This window comes from Janthinobacterium sp. MP5059B (assembly GCF_001758645.1).
Lineage (GTDB): Bacteria > Pseudomonadota > Gammaproteobacteria > Burkholderiales > Burkholderiaceae_D > Janthinobacterium > Janthinobacterium lividum.
The window spans coordinates 44,152-59,905 of sequence record NZ_LRHX01000002.1 but is presented as its reverse complement, the minus strand read 5'-3'; the positions used below and the strand labels follow the sequence as shown (position 1 = coordinate 59,905).

Annotated in this window: 14 protein-coding genes and 1 other RNA gene; 14 read left to right on the top strand and 1 reads right to left on the bottom strand. The window is 61.6% G+C overall.

The features are described from left to right. The 7 genes from JAB1_RS00905 to JAB1_RS00875 all read left to right on the top strand — a co-directional run bounded on the left by JAB1_RS00905 (window position 1) and on the right by JAB1_RS00875 (window position 6,326). On the top strand, window positions 1-549 hold the full coding sequence (locus JAB1_RS00905; RefSeq protein ID WP_070278159.1) for a chalcone isomerase family protein: 549 nt from the start codon (window positions 1-3) through the stop codon (window positions 547-549). After that, the gene (locus JAB1_RS00900) at window positions 546-1,826 is read left to right on the top strand and encodes an MFS transporter (RefSeq protein ID WP_070278157.1); all 1,281 of its coding nucleotides are present in this window, start codon (window positions 546-548) and stop codon (window positions 1,824-1,826) included. Before JAB1_RS00905 ends, JAB1_RS00900 begins: the two co-directional genes overlap by 4 nt. After that, complete coding sequence (locus JAB1_RS00895) at window positions 1,823-2,374, top strand: DUF3833 domain-containing protein (RefSeq protein WP_070278353.1); 552 nt, start codon at window positions 1,823-1,825, stop codon at window positions 2,372-2,374. Before JAB1_RS00900 ends, JAB1_RS00895 begins: the two co-directional genes overlap by 4 nt. Next, window positions 2,371-3,138: an SDR family NAD(P)-dependent oxidoreductase gene (locus JAB1_RS00890; RefSeq protein WP_070278155.1), complete on the top strand. Its 768-nt coding sequence runs from the start codon at window positions 2,371-2,373 to the stop codon at window positions 3,136-3,138. The genes JAB1_RS00895 and JAB1_RS00890 overlap by 4 nt, the downstream gene beginning before the upstream one ends. Next, window positions 3,135-3,590, top strand: a complete 456-nt coding sequence (locus JAB1_RS00885; RefSeq protein ID WP_070278153.1) for a nuclear transport factor 2 family protein — start codon at window positions 3,135-3,137, stop codon at window positions 3,588-3,590. Before JAB1_RS00890 ends, JAB1_RS00885 begins: the two co-directional genes overlap by 4 nt. Before the next feature lie 976 nt (window positions 3,591-4,566). Continuing rightward, window positions 4,567-5,631 (top strand): porin, encoded by a 1,065-nt coding sequence (locus tag JAB1_RS00880; RefSeq protein WP_070278150.1) that lies wholly within the window; start codon window positions 4,567-4,569, stop codon window positions 5,629-5,631. Window positions 5,632-5,783: 152 nt separating this feature from the next. Further along, the gene (locus JAB1_RS00875; protein ID WP_070278148.1) at window positions 5,784-6,326 is read left to right on the top strand and encodes a hypothetical protein; all 543 of its coding nucleotides are present in this window, start codon (window positions 5,784-5,786) and stop codon (window positions 6,324-6,326) included. 73 nt (window positions 6,327-6,399) lie between these two features. Here the strand turns inward: JAB1_RS00875 and JAB1_RS00870 are convergent, their stop codons facing one another. Then, a complete protein-coding gene (locus JAB1_RS00870) occupies window positions 6,400-8,103 on the bottom strand; it encodes a thiamine pyrophosphate-binding protein (RefSeq protein WP_070278146.1) in 1,704 nt (567 codons plus the stop codon). A gap of 235 nt (window positions 8,104-8,338) precedes the next feature. Between JAB1_RS00870 and rnpB the strand changes: the two genes are divergently transcribed. From rnpB to murF, 7 genes are all read left to right on the top strand, one after another. Continuing rightward, window positions 8,339-8,678, top strand: an RNA gene (gene rnpB, locus JAB1_RS00865) — RNase P RNA component class A. 661 nt (window positions 8,679-9,339) lie between these two features. Beyond that, the gene (gene mraZ, locus JAB1_RS00860; protein WP_034748899.1) at window positions 9,340-9,768 is read left to right on the top strand and encodes a division/cell wall cluster transcriptional repressor MraZ; all 429 of its coding nucleotides are present in this window, start codon (window positions 9,340-9,342) and stop codon (window positions 9,766-9,768) included. Window positions 9,769-9,777: 9 nt separating this feature from the next. After that, on the top strand, window positions 9,778-10,749 hold the full coding sequence (gene rsmH / locus JAB1_RS00855; protein WP_034784964.1) for a 16S rRNA (cytosine(1402)-N(4))-methyltransferase RsmH: 972 nt from the start codon (window positions 9,778-9,780) through the stop codon (window positions 10,747-10,749). Then, window positions 10,746-11,015 carry a cell division protein FtsL gene (gene ftsL, locus JAB1_RS00850; RefSeq protein WP_034748894.1) on the top strand — a complete coding sequence of 90 codons (270 nt, stop codon included), beginning with the start codon at window positions 10,746-10,748 and terminating at the stop codon, window positions 11,013-11,015. Before rsmH ends, ftsL begins: the two co-directional genes overlap by 4 nt. Next, window positions 11,015-12,793: a penicillin-binding protein 2 gene (locus tag JAB1_RS00845; protein WP_034748891.1), complete on the top strand. Its 1,779-nt coding sequence runs from the start codon at window positions 11,015-11,017 to the stop codon at window positions 12,791-12,793. Before ftsL ends, JAB1_RS00845 begins: the two co-directional genes overlap by 1 nt. A gap of 8 nt (window positions 12,794-12,801) precedes the next feature. Beyond that, a complete protein-coding gene (locus JAB1_RS00840; protein WP_070278144.1) occupies window positions 12,802-14,310 on the top strand; it encodes a UDP-N-acetylmuramoyl-L-alanyl-D-glutamate--2,6-diaminopimelate ligase in 1,509 nt (502 codons plus the stop codon). An 11-nt stretch (window positions 14,311-14,321) separates the two neighbouring features. Then, complete coding sequence (murF, locus tag JAB1_RS00835) at window positions 14,322-15,752, top strand: UDP-N-acetylmuramoyl-tripeptide--D-alanyl-D-alanine ligase (RefSeq protein ID WP_070278351.1); 1,431 nt, start codon at window positions 14,322-14,324, stop codon at window positions 15,750-15,752. The last annotated feature ends 2 nt before the right edge of the window (window positions 15,753-15,754 follow it).

Genomic DNA, 15,754 nt, shown 5'->3' with positions numbered 1-15,754 from the left:
ATGCGCCGCCTGCTTGCCACTGTTGTGCTGTCATTGACCATGTTGTGCGCCGCTGCCGCGCCGCCGTCCTTCATCGCTGCCGACGTACCCGAGGCCCGCCTGGCGGGCGAGGGCGAATACACGTGGTTCGGCATGCGTATTTACCGCGCGCAACTGTGGGTGGGGCCGCAAGGCTACCAGGGCGCGGCATCCGAAACGGCGCCGTTTGTACTGGAACTGCGCTACGCGCGCTCGCTCGACGGCAAGAAAATCGCCGAAGCCAGCTACGAACAGATGCAGAAAATCGGCGCGGGCACGCCGGAGCAGCGCCTGGCCTGGCTGGCCACCATGCAGCGCATCTTTCCTGACGTCAAGGAAGACCAGCGCATCGCGGGCGCCTACCGGGCGGGCATCGCGCCCGGCGTGCGTTTTTATCTCGATGGCAAGGTGCTGGCCGACGTGACGGATGGCGACTTCGCGCGTGCCTTCTTTGCCATCTGGCTCTCGCCATCGACCACGGCACCGAAGCTGCGCGCGGCCTTGCTGCAGAGTGCGGCGCCGCTGCCATGAACGCCGGGGCCAGCGCCTTGACCTTGCCTGCCTTGTTCAGTTATGGCCTGTTCGGCCTGCCGCTGGCCATGCTGGCGCTGCCCATCTATATATATGTGGCGCCGTTTTATGCGCAGCGCAGCAGTCTTGACCTGGCGCAAATCGGTGCCGTGCTGCTGGCGGCACGCATCGCCGCCGCCTTCATCGATCCTGCCCTCGGTGTCTGGATGGCGCGTGGCGGGCGCGGCTATGCAATATATGTTGGCGCCTCGCTGCCCTTGCTGCTGCTGGGCTTTGCTGCCCTGTTCCATCCGCCGGCCATGCGGGAAGCTGCCACCCTGGCCTGGTTCCTGGCCGCCTTGCTGCTCGTGTATGCCGCCTATGGCCTGGCTGGTATCGCGCACCAGAGCTGGGGCGCGGCCCTGAGCCAGCTGCGCGCGCAGCGGGCGCGGGTGACGGCCGTGCGCGAAGGCTGCGGCTTGCTTGGCGTGATCCTGGCAGCGGGGCTCACTTCCGTGCTCGGCTATGACGGCTTGTCGCTGGCCTTCGCCATCTGCCTGCTGGTGGCGGGTGCGCTGCTGCTGGCGCGCGCGCCGCGTCCGGTGTTGCGCCAAGGCCCGCAGGCGCTGCCCGCTGGCGCCTGGCGCCTGCCGTTTCGCCAGCGCGCCTTTCGCTGGCTGTTTGCCGTCTTGCTCGTCAATGGCGTGGCGGCCGCCATTCCCGCCACCCTGTTCCTGTTCTTTGCCACTGACTACTTGCGCCTGGACCATTACGCAGGGCCGTTCCTGATCGTCTACTTTTGCGCGGCGGCCGCCTCGATGCCCGTGTGGGTGGCCCTGGCGCGACGCTTTGGCGAAGCCCGTGCCTGGGGTGGTGCCATGCTGCTGGCCGCAACCGTGTTTGTCTGGGCGTATGGCCTGGGCGCGGGTGCCGCCTGGGGTTTTGCCGCCATCTGTCTGCTGTCGGGCCTGGCGCTGGGCGCCGACCTGGCCTTGCCGCCGGCCCTGCTGGCAGGGCTGATCGGCGCGGCCGGCCATGCCGGGCGGCACGAAGCGGCGTATTTCGGCTGGTGGAACTGGGGCGTGCAGATGAGCCTGGCGCTGGCGGCCGGCATCGCCTTGCCCCTGCTGGCCTGGCTCGGCTATGTGCCGGGCAGCAGCAAAGGCTTGCCGGCCCTGGCTGCCGCCTACGCCTTGCTGCCCTGCGCCTTGAAACTGCTGGCGGCGTTACTGTTGTGGCGTGCACCCTTGCAACATATATATAGTGACCACCTGGAGAATCGCGCATGCGCTTCATGAGTTATTGCAAACGTCGTTTGCCGCTGGCGGTCCTGATGCTGGCGCTGGCCGCCTGCTCCACGCCGCCCACGCCGGCCACGTATGCGCAGGAATTGCCCATACTGGATATGCAACAGTATTTCAATGGCACGCTCGATGCCCACGGCATCTTCCAGGACCGTTCCGGCAAGGTGGTCAAGCGCTTCACCGTGGTGATGCGGGCCAGCTGGGTGGGCGAGACGGGCACCCTGGATGAAGACTTCACGTATTCGGATGGCAGCCGCCAACGGCGCGTGTGGACCTTGCGCAAGACGGCGCCCGGGCGCTTCATCGGCACGGCGCCCGACGTGATCGGGGAAGCCATCGGCGAAGTGGCCGGCAATGCACTGCGCTGGCAATACGTGCTGGCGTTGCCCGTCGATGGCACGGTTTACCACGTCGACTTCGAGGACTGGATGTTCCTGATGGATGACAAGGTCATGCTGAACCGGGCCGCCATGAGCAAGTTCGGCTTCAGCCTGGGCGCCGTCACTTTATCGTTCAGCAAGCGTCCGCAGGCGGCCCCATGAATCGCAAGGTCACCAGCTGGGCCGGCAAGCGCGTATGGATCATCGGCGCTTCCAGCGGCATCGGTGCCGCGTGCGCCACCTTGCTGTTGGAGCAGGGCGCCAGCGTGGCCTTGTCAGCCCGCCATCGCGCCAGCCTCGAGCGGCTGTGCGAGGGACAGGCGCTGGCGCAGGCATTGCCGCTCGATATCACTCAGCACGCGCAGCTGCGGGCCGTCTGCGTAGAATTGCAGCAGCAGTGGACGCATATCGACCTGATACTGGTGGTCGCCGGCGGCTATCAGGCCATGCGCGCCGATAGCTTCGACCTCGAGGCGGCCCAGGGCTTGGTGGCTCTGAATGTGGGCGGCGTCTTCAATTGCCTGGAGCAGGCTTTGCCGTGGCTATTGCGCCAGGGCAGTGGCGGCATCGGCATCGTCGCTTCGGTGGCCGGTTATGGCGGCTTGCCCAAGGCGCTCGCGTACGGCGCCAGCAAGGCGGCGCTGATCAACCTGACGGAGTCGCTGTACCTGGACTTGCATCCGCGAGGCATCGGCGTGTACCAGATCAACCCCGGCTTTGTCGCCACGCCCCTGACGGCAGACAACGATTTCCCCATGCCGGCCCTGATGACGGCGCGTGACGCGGCCGCCGCCATGCTCGACGGCATCGAGCGGGGCCAGTTCCACATCCACTTTCCCAAGCGCTTTACCAATGTCATGCGCCTGGCGCGGCTGTTGCCGTACCGCGCCTATTTTTGGCTGATCCGCAAGGTGACGGGCGTATGAGTACAAGCATGCTGGACACGGAAGGCATGGAAGAGGCGCTGGTGCGCCTGGTGGCGTTTTACGAACACCTGAGCCTGGAAGGCCTGGCCCAACTGGGCGCCGTGTATGCGCCAGACGCCCATTTCAAGGACCCGTTCAATGAGGTGGTGGGGCATGCCGCCATCCTGGCCATCTTCGAGCACATGTTCGTGCAAGTCGATGCGCCACGGTTTGTCGTGCTGGAAAGCCTGGGGCAGGGGCAGCAAGCGTTCCTGACGTGGGAGTTTCGCTTTCGCATGAAACGCCTGGTATCTGGCGAACAGTGCATTCGTGGCGCAACCCATGTGCGTTTCGATGCGCAGGGACGGGTGGTATTGCACCGCGATTATTGGGATGCGGCGGAAGAATTGTATGAAAAACTGCCGGTGCTGGGCCCTTTAATGCGCATGCTCCGCCGCGCAAGCCAGCGTTAAGGCTGATTTTTGATGCTTATAAGCAAAAAATGCGAAAAAGAAAAAGTAAATTGTGTGGAATGGGGGAAGCGAAAACTTGATTTCGGTCAATGTGTCGTTTTTTAGACACAAATATGTCGAAATATTGAGAAGGCAACATTGTAAGAATTTGTTTCAACTGATGCGCAATTTGCAAGCAAGAGTCGTCCTCATCGGTTCTAGGCGGGTGGCTGAAGAGTTAGCCGGAAAACATGGAAAACATTTCTATGTGAGCAATTTAAATTACCGGAAAGTCAGTAATTGTATTGATACTCTGCCTATTTTCCTGACACGCGCGCCGACGTCAAAAATGGCGTCTACGCCCCTGAATAATGCGGCAACGCACCAAAACAGAGCGTGATATTTCCCGTTTTTGGGCATCCGGCAGCAAACATTGGCGATGCCGTGTATGCTTCGTTCCGTTTATCCATTATCGCCTGACAAATTGTGCCCTTTGTCGCGTAAGTCATGCAGGGTAAATGATGGGTAAAGCATGTTGATGTTTTAATCACGCGCCTGATACTGTTGCACTAATACAACGGGTGTCGACAAGGCATGCGCTATGATGGAATGGTCAATCAGGCCAATGCATTGGTTGGCAAGGGGCACTGGCTCTGTCGCGTAGTACGGTTGGCGATGGCCGGGATGCCTGAAAAAGCACTCGGCCTGGTACCGGAAGTAACATGTTGGAACTTGATGGAATGTGAAACGGTCGTTATAGTGCCGCTTCCGGTGCCCTTTGAGCACCGAACCGGCGCATGAAAATACGGTCGCTCTGCAACCTTCAAGCTTATCGGTGCAATAGCGTGCCGATACCGATGTGAATTGTTCCCCTGACCGGAACAGCAATGTGGCAGGTGGAGACCTTGCCCTCACTCATAAAAAGCGCTCTGTTAGAGCGCAGCTCGAGATGCATAGGCTGTATTACTTTTTGCTTCAAAAATTAAAGGAAATCGCAATGAAAAAAACTCTGATCACCCTGGCAGTTCTGGCAGCAGCCACTGGCGTAGCCCAAGCTCAATCGAGCGTTGTTATCTACGGTACCGTTGACGCTGGTTTCGTCAGCGAGCGCGGCGGTGTTAACGGCAACGTTAACAAACTGGACAGCGGCATTGCTTCGGCTTCCCGTATCGGCTTCAAAGGCACCGAAGATCTGGGCAGCGGCCTGTCGGCTCTGTTCGTTCTGGAATCGGGCTTCGGCGTTGACAACGGTCAACAAGACGTTGCAGGTACCTTGTTCAATCGTCAAGCTTACGTTGGTCTGAGCAGCAAAACGACCGGTACCTTGACCCTGGGTCGTCAATACACCCCTTGGTACAACACCCTGTCGAAAGTTGCTGATCCATTCGCAGCTGGCTACGCTGGTTCCGCTAAAAACTTGTTCCCAGCGAACACCCGCACCAGCAACACCGTGCTGTACACCTCGCCAAACTTCAACGGCTTTGACGCTGACGTGGCTTACACCTTCGGCGAAAACGCTGAGTCGAACAAAATCGGCCGCAAAATCGGCGCGTCGGCTGGCTACTCGAACGGTCCTTTGAACGCTCGTATCGCTTACAACAACACCGCTAACGACACCGCGCTGACCGAAACCGGTAGCGGCCGTAACTACCTGGCTGCTGTTAACTACGATTTCGCAGTTGCAAAAGCTTACGTCGCTTACGGCGTGAACAAAGGCCAAAACAGCGCCATCCGCAACAACGGCAACGTTAACGCGTTTAACTACACTTCGGCTGGCTTCAGCACCGACAGCAACAACATCCTGGTCGGCGCAACCGTACCTGTTGGCCCAGCTGGCACCGTAATGGCTTCGTTCATCCGCACGAACGACAAAGGCATCGCTAACGCTGACGCTGATCAATGGGCACTGGGTTACTCCTACGCTCTGTCGAAGCGCACGAGCACCTACGCTTCGTACGCCAAGATCAAGAACAAAAACGGCGCAGGCTACACCGTTGGTAACAACAGCAATGTTGGTACGGGCGACAAAGCCTTCAACGTTGGCGTTCGTCACTCGTTCTAATATTCGCGCAAGCGAAGCTTAGTACCGCTGCCAGCATCCCTTCGGGGATGCTGATAAGCAAGGAAACGCGCTGTCTGGCTTCGGCCTGGCAGCGCGTTTTTGCATGTGCGGCGCCAGTTATAATGACGCCGTTACTCAAGTAAAGGAATGCCATGTATTCATTCACCTCGCCGCGCCTGGCCGCCTTGCTGGCTGCGCTGCTGCTTGCTGGCGCCACGGGCGCCGCTGTCGCTGCCGTCAAGGGCAAGAAGCCGGCCGGACTGGAGCGCTACGGCGTGGCCGTCTACTCCGACCTGTGCCTGCAAAAGGATAGCGGCGAAATCGGCGGCCAGCGCGTGACGCTGCACCGCTTTGCCGAAGCCGATTCCGTCATCTATGAATTCACGGCAGGCGCCCTGAGCTGGCCCATCGTGGCCAACGACGTCAACCTGGACGCCGCCACGGGCGCCTTCGATTTCACCATCGCCGGCGCCGACAGCGAAGAGCGCACCATCGTCGGCAAGTTTTCCAAAGATGGCCAGACCCTGACCCTGGAAGGCGATTACTGCGGCGGTAACGTGCGCATGCCGATGAAACTGAGCCGCGTGCGCGATTTCGGCCGTCCCCTGAAGCATTGCACGCCATGCCCGCCGGTGCCGCAAGCGCCCGCCGAGGCAGTACCTGCCGAGGAAAGCGCGCCCGTGCCCGCAGCCTGAGCGATTGCTGCGGTTAAAAAGAAAAAGGCCCGGTATCGACCGGGCCTTTGTTATTTCTCGCCTTGCAGGAGGCTTATTTGGCGGCCTGCGCCTTTTCCGCCGTGGCGCGGATGGTTGCCAGCGTCGCGTTCGGTGTGATCAGGTTGCCGTCGTAGCGCAGTTCGATCAAGGCCGGCAAGTTGTTGGCCTTGGCGTGCGCCAGCGCCCGTTGCAGGGCGGGGGCGAACTCTTCTGTCGTATTCACCACTTCGCCATGCGCGCCATACGCTTGCGCCAACGCCGCAAAATCCGGGTTGTGCAGGGTCGTGCCCGACACGCGGCCCGGGTAGTCGCGCTCCTGGTGCATGCGGATGGTGCCGAACATCTGGTTATTGAAGACGATGATGACCACGCCCGCCTGGTATTGCACGGCCGTGGCCAGCTCCTGGCCATTCATCATGTATTCGCCATCGCCGGCGAACGTGATCACGGTGCGCTCGGGGTGCACGATCTTCGCTGCCACGCCGGACGGCACGCCGTAGCCCATGGCGCCGTTGGTTGGCGCCAGCTGGGTGCGCATGCCGCCGTAGCGATAGAAGCGGTGCGCCCACGAGGCGTAATTGCCGGCGCCGTTCGTCAGGATGGTGTCAGCGGGGGCCTGCGCCATGATCTCTTGCGTGACTTGCCACAGGTCCAGCGGCGCCTGGCCATCCTGGAAGATGGGCGGGCGCTCCTGGTAGGCGGCCAGCTCGGCCTTGGCTTCGGCTGGCGTATGCTGCCAGGCGGATGCATCGACGGGCGCCATGGCGGCCAGCATGGCGCAGACTTGCGGCATGCCGCTGTTGATCATCAGCTCGGCCTGGTAAACGCTGCCCAGTTCCTCGGCATCCGTATGGATGTGCACCAGGCGCTGGCGCGGCACGGGCGAGTCGAACAGGGTGTAACCGCCTGTCGTCATTTCGCCCAGGCGCGGGCCGATGGCGATGACCAGGTCGGCGTTTTTCACGCGCGCGGCCAGTTTCGGGTTGATGCCGATGCCGACGTCGCCGATGTAGTTCGGGTGAGCATTGTCGAGCAAGTCCTGGAAGCGGAAGGCGCAGGCGACGGGCAGGTGGTTACTTTCCGCGAACTGCTGCAGGTCGGCGCAAGCTTGCGGCGTCCAGGTGGTACCGCCCAGCAAGACCAGCGGCTGCTTCGCGGTCGCCAGCATGCCGCGCAACTGCTGCAGCTGGGCATTCGATGGCGCCGCCTGCACGGGCTGGTAGGCGCGCGTGTCGGCCACCGTGGCCAGCGCAATGAGCATGTCTTCCGGCAGGGCCAGCACGACGGGGCCGGGGCGGCCGCTGGTGGCAACCTGGAAGGCGCGCGCCAGGTATTCGGGAATGCGCTCGGCGCGGTCGATCTGCGCCACCCACTTGGCCATCTGGCCGTACATGCGGCGGTAGTCGATTTCCTGGAATGCTTCGCGGTCGACGAAATCATTGCCCACTTGGCCGATGAACAGGATCATCGGCGTGGAATCCTGGTAGGCCGTGTGCACGCCGATCGAGGCGTTGGTGGCGCCCGGTCCCCGCGTGACGAAGCAGATGCCCGGCTTGCCCGTCAGCTTGCCGTAGGCTTCGGCCATGAAGGCGGCACCGCCTTCCTGGCGGTTGATGATGAAGCGGATGCCCGAATCGTGCAGGGCGTCGAGCACGTCGAGGTAGCTTTCGCCAGGCACGCCAAAGGCGGTGTCGACACCGTGGATCTGCAGGGCATCGACCAGGATCTGGCCGCCGGTACGGGGTTGTTGCGTCATGTTCGGCTCTTTATATTCTAGTGGGTGGCAAAGAAATGGGGCAAGCGGTGCGCATGCGCCTGCATGCAAGCAGCTTGCCTCATTCTATGTGAGCCGATTTGGCCCGGCTTTTGAAATGGCGACACCGAATTACACAATCCCCCGGGCCGGGACCCGACGAGGGGCCCGGCGAGCGGTGTCGCGCGTGCACAGGCCTTTTTGCAGAAACATGCTGCGGCGCGGTACAATGGCGGGTGAAGCAGGCCAGACAGTCGCTGGCCGGCGCAGCAATGCGCTGGCGGGAGGAAGGTCCGGACTCCATAGAGCGGGGTGACGGTTAACGGCCGTCCGTCGAAAGCCGCAAGGTATAAGGCGAGGAATAGGGCCACAGAGACGAGCGTATTAAGTTACGGTGAAACGCGGTAACCTCCACCTGGTGCAATTTCAAATAGGCACGCGATGATGCTGCTCGCGGAGCGTGCGGGTAGAAAGCTTGAGCGCCCGAGTAATCTGGCGCCTAGAGGAATGACTGTCATAGCGCCAACCTGCAAGGGAAGGCGCCGTAACAAAATCCGGCCTACCGGCCTGCTTCACTTGAATTCCTGTTTCCTGGCTTGCCAGGGAGCGTATCGTCCGCAGCGTTTTTCATGCTGTGCGCCGTCCAAAAAGCCCCCGCAACGGGGCTTTTTTTGTTTCTAAAAATATAGCATCCACGATAAAGTTGTATAGACAACTAAAAATGAACAATTGGTTAAAGTTTCCTGTTTACAATTAATTGCTGCGTTGCAAAAATAGTTTTCCTGTGACAGGCCAGGCCCGGAAAACAGGGGCGATACGCGCCAAGGATGATTTTCTTTTGCTTTAAACCAAGTCTTTTCCGATGCTTGATTGCTGTTGTGTCCGGATGACGAAACTATTGTCATGTGTCAACTAACTGTAAAAAATTCAATTTTTTGATTTCGTTTTTTTCGATGTTTACGGTAGGAAAACACATGTGTGCAGATGAGGTAGCACATTCACTATCTTTCATAAGTATCTAATTTATCGATATATTTTTATTTGAGACTCCTTCAACGATATGCGCTAAGTCCTTAATTTCATTAATAAAATTCCTGTTTTGCCAATCGGAAACCGCTTGACCACTATCTTTGCTTCCTCTAAAGTGGGCAACTGTGTGAAAAAGTGTGTTTTTGTGGGAAATTTTCCCTTTTCATCGCGATGCGCAAGCGTCGCAACCCAAGCTCAAAAAGGTCTTCCGTGTTTCAAGGCGCGTCCGCAATCAATCTCGATGCCAAAGGCAGGATGTCTATCCCTGCCAAGCACCGTGACGCGCTGGCGATTCAATGCGAAGGCCGCTTGACACTCACCAAACACCCCGATGGCTGCCTGCTGTTTTTTCCCCGTCCCGTGTGGGAAAGCCACCGCCAGCAAATCGCCGCCTGGCCCATGTCGGCGCGCGCCTGGCAGCGCATCTTCCTCGGCAACGCCGTCGACGTCGAGCTGGACTCGGCCGGCCGCGTGCTGATCTCGCCCGAATTGCGCAACGCCGTCGGACTGGCGCGCGAAGTCATGATGATCGGCATGGGCAGCCACTTTGAAATATGGGATGCCGCCAAGTTGGCCGACAAAGAACAGCAGGCGATCGATGCCGGCACCCCCGATGTACTTTCCAATTTTTCTTTCTAAGGCTCCGTAATGACACAACTCACGGTGCCGGAATTTCAGCATCGCACGGTGCTGCTCGATGAAGCGGTCGATGCGCTCGACCTGTCGGGCGACCGCGCGCACGGCATTTATGTCGATGGCACGTTTGGCCGCGGCGGCCATAGCCGATTGATCTTGTCGCGCCTGGCGCCCGACGCGCGCCTGATCGGCTTCGACAAGGATTTGCAAGCCATCGCCACGGCCGAACAGATCGGCGACCCCCGCTTTGAAATCGTCCACGACAGTTTTGCCACCATGACGGCCAGCCTGGCCGAACGCGGCGTGCAGCAGGTCGATGGCATCCTGCTTGACCTGGGCATCTCGTCGCCGCAAGTCGACGACGCGGCGCGCGGTTTCAGCTTCCGCAACGACGGACCGCTGGACATGCGCATGGATACCACGCGCGGCATCTCCGCGGCCGAATGGCTGGCGGTGGAAACCGAGCAGAATTTAGAGAAAGTGATACGCGATTATGGGGAAGAACGGTTTGCTTTTCAGATTGCAAAGGCGATTGTTGCTGGCCGGGCAGTCCAGCCAATTTCAAGCACACGACAGCTTGCCGGCATCGTGGCAGGCGCCGTCAAGACCCGCGAGAAGGGTAAGGACCCCGCTACCCGCACCTTTCAGGCCATACGCATTTTCATTAACAAAGAGCTCGAGGATCTCGAGATCGGTCTGAGCCAGGCGTATGCCTGTCTGGCGCCCGGCGCGCGCATGGCCGTGATCAGTTTTCACTCGCTGGAAGACCGCATGGTCAAGCGCTTCTTCGCCTCGAAGGCGAACGTGGAGCAGCCTGACCGCCGCCTGCCGATCCGCGCGATCGACTTGCCGCAGCCGGAAATGAAGCTGATTTCGAAGATGAAGCCGTCCGATGCCGAGATCGAGGGCAATCCGCGTTCGCGTTCGGCCGTGATGCGCGTGGCGCAGCGTTTGCCCATTCCAGTTCGTGGCGGCGCCCGATGACTGGCAAGCTGTGTGTCGTGCTGTCGGCCCTGCTGGTGTGCTGCGGCCTGTCGCTGGTGAATGCGCAGTATCAGTCGCGCCACTTGCTGATCGACCTGGAGCGCGCGCAAGCGCTGTCGCGCCAGCTCGACATCGACTGGGCGCAACTGCAGCTGGACCAGTCCACTTTGGGCAAGCATGAACGCATCGAATCGATCGCGCGGCGCGACCTGAGCATGACGCCGCTGACGGCGGCGCGTACGCAATACCTGACGGAGGGCGAATAATGAAGTTGGGCGGTAATAGCAACGGCCGGGTGGCGGCATCGAAAGGCGTGCCATTCTCGAAGAACCCCGTACTGGCGGTGCGTCTGCCCGTCTGGCGTTCGCGCGTCGTGCTGTTCCTGCTGTTCTTCGCTTTCGCCGGCCTGGGCGCGCGCGCCCTGTGGCTGCAGGGCGTATCGACGCAGTTCCTGCAAAAGCAGGGCAAGGCGCGCTATGAGCGCACCCTGGAATTGCCGGCCACGCGCGGCAAGATCACAGACCGCAATGGCCAGGTGCTCGCCTCGTCCGTCCCCGTGAAAGCCATCTGGGCCATTCCCGACGACGTGCTGCAGGCATCGCCCGAAAAAATCAATGCGCTGGCCGGCCTGCTGGAAATGAATGTCAACGAATTGCGCAAGAAACTCGATTCGGACCGCAGCTTCGTTTACCTGAAACGCCAGGTCGAGATGGACGTGGCCGACAAGATTTCCAAGCTGGGCATCGACGGCATCGACGAGCGCAAGGAATACAAGCGCTTCTATCCACAGGGCGAAGTGATGACCCACGTGGTGGGCTTTACCAACGTGGAAGACGTGGGCCAGGAAAGCATGGAACTGGCGCAGCAGAAAACCCTCGTCGGCACCACCGGCAGCCGCCGCGTGATCAAGGACCGCCTGGGCCACATCGTCGAAGACATCGGCTTCATCCACGAACCGCATGACGGCAAGGACCTGACCCTGTCCGTCGACAGCAAAATCCAGTACATCGCCTTCACGCAGCTGAAGGAAGCGGTGGAGAAATTCAACGCCAAGGCTGGCGGCGCCGTGGTGCTCGACGTGCACACGGGCGAAGTGCTGGCCCTGGCCAATTACCCGAGCTACGACCCGAACGACCGCCGCAAGCTGACGGGCCAGCAGCTGCGCAACCGCGTCATGACCGATACTTTTGAGCCCGGTTCGACCCTGAAGCCGATCACGGTGTCACTGGCGCTCGATACGGGCCGCGTCAAGCCGGGCACCCTGATTGACACGGGTCCGGGCCGCTATACCATCGCCGACCGCACGATCACGGACACCAAGCCGCACGGCGTGATCAATGTCTCGGAAATCATCGAGATGTCGTCGAACATCGGCACCTCGAAAATCGCGCTGGGCATGCCGTCGCAGGAAATGTGGGAAATGTTTACCAAGGTCGGCTTCGGCCAGCAGCCGAAATGGGGCTTCCCTGGCGCCGTGGCCGGCCGCGTGCGTCCGTATAAATCGTGGCGCCCGGTGGAGCAGGCCACCATGAGCTACGGTAACGGCATTTCCGTGTCGCTGATCCAGCTGGCGCGCTCTTATATGATGTTCGCGCGTGATGGCGACACGATTCCCCTGTCATTCCAGAAGGTCAATGAACTGCCCGTGGGCCAGCAAGTGATCAAGCCGAAGACGGCCGCCGAAATGCGCGCCATGCTGGAACTCGTGGTCTCCGGCGCGCACGGCTCGGCCAAGCGCGCCCAGGTTGCCGGCTACCGCGTGGGCGGCAAGACGGGTACCGCCTATAAAGTGGAAAACGGCCGCTACGCGATGCCGCGCAAATACATCGGCTCGTTCGTGGGCATGGTGCCGATGTCGGCGCCGCGCTTCATCATTGCCGTGATGATCGATGAACCGACCGGCCCCGCCCACTATGGCGGCCAGGTTGCCGCTCCCGCTTTCGCGGCGATTGCGACCAACGCGCTGCGCGCGATGAACGTACCGCCCGATTCCTCCGTTACCGAAATCGTGGTCCCGGCCAATGCCGGCCCGGAGGCCATGTGAAGTCACTCATGACCATACAAGATATCAGTTTGTGGATCAAAGCGGCTGCCCCGTCCGGGCAGCTGACGTCCGATTCGCGCCGCGTGCAGCGCGGCGACGTGTTTTTCGCCTACGCGGGCGCCACCCATTTCATCGACGCCGCCATCGAGCAGGGCGCCGCCGCCATCGTGCATGATGCCGTCGAGTGGAACGCCGCATGGGCCGTGCCGCACCTGCTGGTCAGCGACCTGAAACGCCTGGCCGGTTCCGTGGCGCATGCTTTCTACGACATGCCCGACAGCGCCATGTTCAGCGCAGGCGTGACGGGCACGAATGGCAAGACATCGTGCGCGCTGTGGCTGGCGCAAGCCCTGGCGCGCCTGGGCGAAACCTCGTCCGTCATCGGGACCCTGGGCGTGGGCTTGTGCAAGCCGCGCGGCGCCATCGAATTCGACGTCACCGGCTACACCACGCCGGACGCCGTGCTGCTGGCGCGCAAACTGGCCGCCATGCGCGACGCTGGCGCCAAGGCCGTTGCCATTGAAGTGTCGTCGATCGGTCTGGACCAGGACCGCGCGGCCGGCATGCATTTTGACGTCGCCATGTTTACCAATCTGACGCGCGACCACCTCGACTACCATGGCGACATGGCGGCCTACGAGGCGGCCAAGGTCAAGCTGTTCGACTGGCCCGGCCTGAAAACAGCCGTCATCAATCTGGATGACGCCATGGGCTTGCGCCTGGCGCGCCACGTGGACGGCAGGCTGGCCGGTGAATACCCGGTCATCGGCTACACCTTGCAGGACGCGGCCAGCTTGCCCGATCTGCCTGGCGTGCTGATGCTGCGCGCCAGCCAGTTCCGCAGCCGCCATGCCGGCACCGACTTCCACCTGGAATGTCCGCTGGGCGTGGCGCTGGTCAAGACGCAGCTGGTGGGCCACTTCAATATCAGCAACGCGCTGGCCGTGCTGGGTGCCTTGCTGGCGCACGGCACCGGCCTGCGCGCCGCCATCGACGGCATCGAATCCCTGCAGCCGGCCCCCGGCCGCATGCAGCAGGTGGGCGGCCAGGAAGCGCCGATGGTCGTCATCGATTACGCGCATACGCCGGACGCGCTGGAAAAGACCCTGGCTGCCTTGCGCCAGGTGGCGCAGGAGCGGGGCGGCCAGCTGTGGTGCGTGTTCGGCTGCGGCGGCGACCGCGATCCGGGCAAGCGTCCGCAGATGGGCGCCATCGCGCAGCTGGCCGATCACGTGCTGGTCACCAGCGACAATCCGCGCAGCGAAGATCCGCACGCCATCATCGCGCAGATCGTCGCCGGCATGCGTGCCGACGGTCCGCAGCCGCAAGCCATCGAAGACCGTGCCGGCGCCATTTTGTCGGCCATCAAGCACGCGGCCAAGCCGGACGTGATCCTGTTGGCGGGCAAGGGGCATGAGCCGTACCAGGAAATCAAGGGCAAGAAACTGCCGTTCTCCGATGCCGACCATGCGCAGCTGGCCTTGTCCGCGCGCCTGACGATGATGAGGACGAACTGATGGATAGCCTGATGCACGCAAGCCTGCTTGAACTGATGCCGTCGCTGGACGGCGCGCAGCTGACGGGCGACGCATCCTTTGATGGCGTCTCCACCGACAGCCGCAGCGCCCAAGCCGGCTCGCTCTTCGTTGCCCTGCGCGGCGAGAGTTTTGATGCCCACGATTTCCTCGACCAGGTGGCTGCGCGCGGCGTCGCCGCCGTGGTGGTCGAGCGCCTGCCCGAAGGCTGGGACAGCGCCAAGGTACCCGCCATCGTGGTGGCCGATACCTGGGTTGCGCTGGGCCGCATCGCCAACCATTGGCGCGGTCGCTTCAATTTACCCGTCATCGGCGTCACCGGCAGCAATGGCAAGACCACTGTCAAGGAAATGATTTCGGCCATCCTGGCGGCGGCCTTTGGCGAAGAAGGCCGTTTGGCCACGCGCGGCAACCTGAATAATGAAATCGGCGTGCCATTGACGCTGTTCCGCCTGAGCGCCGCGCACAAGGCGGCCGTCATCGAGATGGGCATGAACCATCCGGGAGAAATCGCCCGCCTGGCCGCGATTGCCGCGCCTACCCTGGCGATGGTCAACAACGCGCAGCGCGAGCACCAGGAATTCATGCATACGGTGGAAGCGGTGGCGCGCGAGAACGGCGCCGCGCTGGCGGCCCTGGCGCATGACGGCGTGGCCGTCTTCCCGCATGATGATGAATTCACGCCCGTGTGGCGCGAATTGGCAGGCGCGCGCGCCGTCATCACCTTCGGCCTGTCGAAAGAGGCGGATGTGAGTTGCACGCACCGCGCGGCCGAGGATTTTGGCAGCGACCTGTTCGTCAGCGTGCGGGCACAGGACGGCAGCTTGCGTCAGTTTTTTGTCGGCTTGCAGGCGGCGGGCGAACACAATGTGCGCAATGCGCTGGCGGCCGTGGCATGCGCGATTGGCGCCGGCATCGCGCCAGAACATATCAAGCAGGGCCTGGAGGCGTTTTCTCCCGTGAATGGCCGGCTGCAGAAAAAACGGGCCGCCAATGGCGCCACCATCATCGACGACACGTATAACGCCAATCCGGATTCGGCGCGCGCGGCCATCGATGTGCTGGCGCAGGCCGCGGCACCGCGCATCCTGGTGCTGGGCGAGATGAGCGAAGTCGGCACGCAGGGGCAGCAGTTCCACGAAGAGATCGGCGCCTACGCCGCCGCCAAAGGCATCGAACACGTGCTGGCGACGGGCGGACTGGCGCGCCATCTGGTGAATCCGGCGCAGGAAGCCGCCAGCCAGGAATCAGGCACGGTCGTGGAGTATTTCGAACAGTTCGACGGTTTGCTGGCGGCGCTCGATGCGCATTTGTCCGGCCGTTCGGATGCAACAGTATTGATCAAGGGCTCCCGTTTCATGAAGATGGAACGGGCCGTGCAGCATTTGATTGGTTCAAACAACAATAACAAGGAAGCTCACTAATC